The organism is Roseovarius sp. MBR-154 (genome assembly GCF_053628595.1).
Genome location: NZ_JBRJGR010000058.1, coordinates 1 through 3,343, shown reverse-complemented (window position 1 = coordinate 3,343; position 3,343 = coordinate 1). Strand labels below are relative to the sequence as shown.

Sequence of the window (3,343 nt, the reverse complement as noted above, 5' to 3'; positions counted from 1 at the left end):
GCGCCCATTGCCATGGAAGACGGGCTGCGCTTCGCCATCCGCGAAGGCGGCCGCACCGTCGGCGCCGGCGTCGTGTCGAAGATCATCGAGTAACACCTATCACGCCCCGGGGCATGACCCCGGGGCAGGGTTCGACGAGGCAGGCCGGGTGGTCCGGCCTTCCTCCTATCAACTCCAATGCCGCGAAAGGCTAGACCAATGCAAAGCCAGAACATTCGCATTCGGCTCAAGGCGTTTGACTACCGTGTGCTGGATGCCAGCACTCAGGAAATCGTCAACACCGCCAAACGGACCGGTGCCCAGGTGCGTGGGCCGATCCCGCTGCCGAACAAGATTGAAAAATTCACCGTTCTGCGTAGTCCCCACGTGAACAAGAAATCCCGCGACCAGTTCGAGATCCGGACGCACAAGCGTCTTCTCGACATCGTCGACCCCACGCCGCAGACGGTGGACGCGCTGATGAAGCTCGACCTCGCCGCTGGCGTGGACGTGCAGATTTCGGTTTAAGGAGGGCAAGACATGTTGCGCTCTGGTGTGATCGCGAAAAAAGTCGGCATGACCCGGCTTTTCATGGAAGACGGCAAGCAGGTTCCTGTGACCGTTCTTCAATTGGACAAACTTCAGGTGGTGGCACAGCGCACCCCTGAGAAAGACGGCTATTCGGCCGTGCAACTCGGTGCAGGCACCGCAAAGGCCAAGCGCACGACGCAGGCCATGCGCGGGCATTTTGCCGTGGCCAAGGTCGAACCCAAGCGCAAGGTCGCGGAATTCCGCGTGGCGCCTGAGAACCTGATCAATGTGGGCGAGGAAATCACCGCTGACCATTACTTCGAAGGTCAGTTCGTGGATGTCTCGGGCACCTCGATCGGTAAAGGCTTTGCCGGTGCGATGAAGCGCCACAACTTTGGCGGTCTGCGGGCAAGCCACGGTGTGTCGATCAGCCACCGCTCGCACGGCTCGACGGGTCAGTGTCAGGATCCCGGCAAGGTCTTCAAAGGCAAGAAGATGGCCGGTCACATGGGGGCAGCCAAGGTCACCACGCAGAACCTGCAGGTCGTTCGCACCGATGCAGAGCGTGGCCTGATCATGATCAAGGGCGCTGTGCCCGGATCGAAAGGTGGCTGGGTGACGATCAAGGACGCGGTGAAAAAGCCGTTCCCCGAGAACGCCATTCTGCCCGCCGCGCTGAGATCGGCCGCTGAAGAGGCCGCGAAGGCTGCTGAAGAAGCCGCCGCCGCCGCCGCCGCCGAGGCCGAAGAAGAAGCCAAGCGCCTCGCCGAAGAGCAGGCCGCCGCGGAAGAAGCTGCGCTGAAAGAGGCCGAGGCTGAAATCGAGGCCGAGAAGAAGGAAGGCGAAGAATGAAACTCGACGTGATCAAACTGGACGGCGGCACGGCCGGCTCGGTCGATCTGGGCGAAGACATCTTCGGCCTAGAACCGCGCGCGGACATCCTGCACCGCGTCGTCCGCTGGCAGCGCAACAAGGCGCAGGCCGGCACCCACAAGGTCAAGACCCGGTCGGAAACCAGCTATTCCACCAAGAAGATCTACCGCCAGAAGGGCACCGGTGGCGCACGCCACGGCGACCGCAACGCGCCGATCTTCCGCAAGGGTGGTATCTACAAAGGCCCGACCCCGCGCAGCCACGCGCATGACCTGCCCAAGAAGGTGCGTCAGCTTGGCCTCAAGCACGCGCTCTCGGCCAAGGTCAAGGCGGGCGAGCTGGTGGTGATCGAGAACACCGAGAGCGACGGCAAGACCAAGACCCTGGCCAAGTTGATCAAGGCGATGGGCTGGAAGCGCGCGCTGATCATCGACGGGGCCGAGGTGAATGCCGATTTCGCCCGTGCCGCGGCCAATATCGAGGGTCTCGATGTGCTGCCGTCGATGGGCGCAAACGTCTATGACATCCTCAAGCGCGACACGCTCGTGCTGACCAAGGCGGGTGTCGAAGCACTGGAGGCTCGGTTGAAATGAGCGCGAAACCTGAACATTACGATGTGATCCGCAAGCCGGTGATCACCGAAAAGGCGACCATGGCCTCCGAGAACGGGGCGGTTGTCTTCGAGGTGGCGATCGACGCCAACAAGCCGCAGATCAAGGAGGCCGTCGAGGCGCTCTTTGGGGTGAAGGTCAAGGCCGTCAACACCACGATCACCAAGGGCAAGCAAAAGCGCTTTCGCGGCCAGATGGGCCGCCGGAACGACGTCAAGAAAGCCTATGTGACGCTGGTCGAAGGCAACACGATCGACGTGACCACGGGCCTGTGATCATGGTGGGGTGAAACCCCACCCTACGGACTGAAAGACCCCGGCTGCCGCAAGGTGGCCGGGGTTTTGATTTGTTAAGCCCTAAGCGACGTAGTATTGATTTATGGAAAGGGCACGGAGTTTACTTCTGAAAATAGACTGATTGAAAATTGGTATGGTAGTCAGACAATAAGCTGGGTCTAGGACACTTGGTATGGAAGATATCATTCGGTCGCTAAGGTCGCGAGCAAAGGCCAGACAAATTCAGGCGAATTTCGTTTTGATAATTATTTCTGCGATCATTCTGTCCGGCGGGCTATTTCTCGCGTATGCAAACACCATTTCCGAGCGAGGTCTCAGTCGGTCTGTGGCTGAGGTTGAGGCCGTGCGGGATGAGATCCCTACTCGACTTCTTGCGATTGAAGAAAATTTCAGCGACCTACAGGAAGGCTTAACAAATTTTCTCGATACTGATGAAAAGATCGGTGACGAGATCAGATCGATCGGGAAATCAATGGAAGATTTCTCGCTCAACTTGGAACGGGCGGTTAATTCTGCGATCTCTGAGATTGACCGGCAAAATTTAATTCGCGTCGCCAATATAGAGCGCTGGAAAGAGCAAATTTCAGTTTGGGAAAGTGAAAGCTTATCTCGATATCGATCTGTTTTGGATGATGGTGCTCGAGACTGGCTGAACTTCTTGGCCTCACTGCGGGATTGTGTTGAGGAAAGGCAATCGACGGGATTCTACTACAAGAATAGCTCGGAATGCTTGGAACCTATGACGCGTTTGGCTGTTGAGGGTGATACTTTAGGTGCAACCCTTGAGGAAATCGCGAGTGTTGAAACCCCGTCTCTTATTTTGGCTGAAGCCGACGACGTAAAATTCGATCCCACGCTCGCTGATAGGATAGTTGCACAGCTTGAGAGCGATATAGCCCGCGCCGCTATACAAATCGAGTCAGCAGCAGTGGCTACTGCTATATCGGCGGATGAACTTATGAGCTACTCCCCATCGGTTGGACAGGATCTGGCGTAAATTAAGCTACTCTTTGCACCTGCTGATCGGGTTGGGTTTTGTCTTTTCTCAGCCAA

6 protein-coding genes are annotated in these 3,343 nt (G+C 57.6%); all 6 read left to right on the top strand.

Annotation, left to right across the window (positions count from 1 at the left end; genetic code table 11):
- Nucleotides 1-93 (top strand): EF-Tu C-terminal domain-related protein (locus tag ACSSV4_RS23075; RefSeq protein WP_207545791.1); only part of this gene is annotated, 93 nt, incomplete at its 5' end.
- 105 nt (nucleotides 94-198) lie between these two features.
- Complete coding sequence (gene rpsJ, locus ACSSV4_RS23070; RefSeq protein WP_008281867.1) at nucleotides 199-507, top strand: 30S ribosomal protein S10; 309 nt, start codon at nucleotides 199-201, stop codon at nucleotides 505-507.
- Nucleotides 508-519: 12 nt separating this feature from the next.
- On the top strand, nucleotides 520-1,362 hold the full coding sequence (gene rplC, locus ACSSV4_RS23065) for a 50S ribosomal protein L3 (protein ID WP_454277316.1): 843 nt from the start codon (nucleotides 520-522) through the stop codon (nucleotides 1,360-1,362).
- A complete protein-coding gene (rplD, locus tag ACSSV4_RS23060; protein ID WP_454277315.1) occupies nucleotides 1,359-1,976 on the top strand; it encodes a 50S ribosomal protein L4 in 618 nt (205 codons plus the stop codon). Before rplC ends, rplD begins: the two co-directional genes overlap by 4 nt.
- On the top strand, nucleotides 1,973-2,269 hold the full coding sequence (locus ACSSV4_RS23055) for a 50S ribosomal protein L23 (protein ID WP_050663341.1): 297 nt from the start codon (nucleotides 1,973-1,975) through the stop codon (nucleotides 2,267-2,269). The genes rplD and ACSSV4_RS23055 overlap by 4 nt, the downstream gene beginning before the upstream one ends.
- Nucleotides 2,270-2,462: 193 nt before the next feature.
- The gene (locus ACSSV4_RS23050; protein WP_454277314.1) at nucleotides 2,463-3,287 is read left to right on the top strand and encodes a hypothetical protein; all 825 of its coding nucleotides are present in this window, start codon (nucleotides 2,463-2,465) and stop codon (nucleotides 3,285-3,287) included.
- The last annotated feature ends 56 nt before the right edge of the window (nucleotides 3,288-3,343 follow it).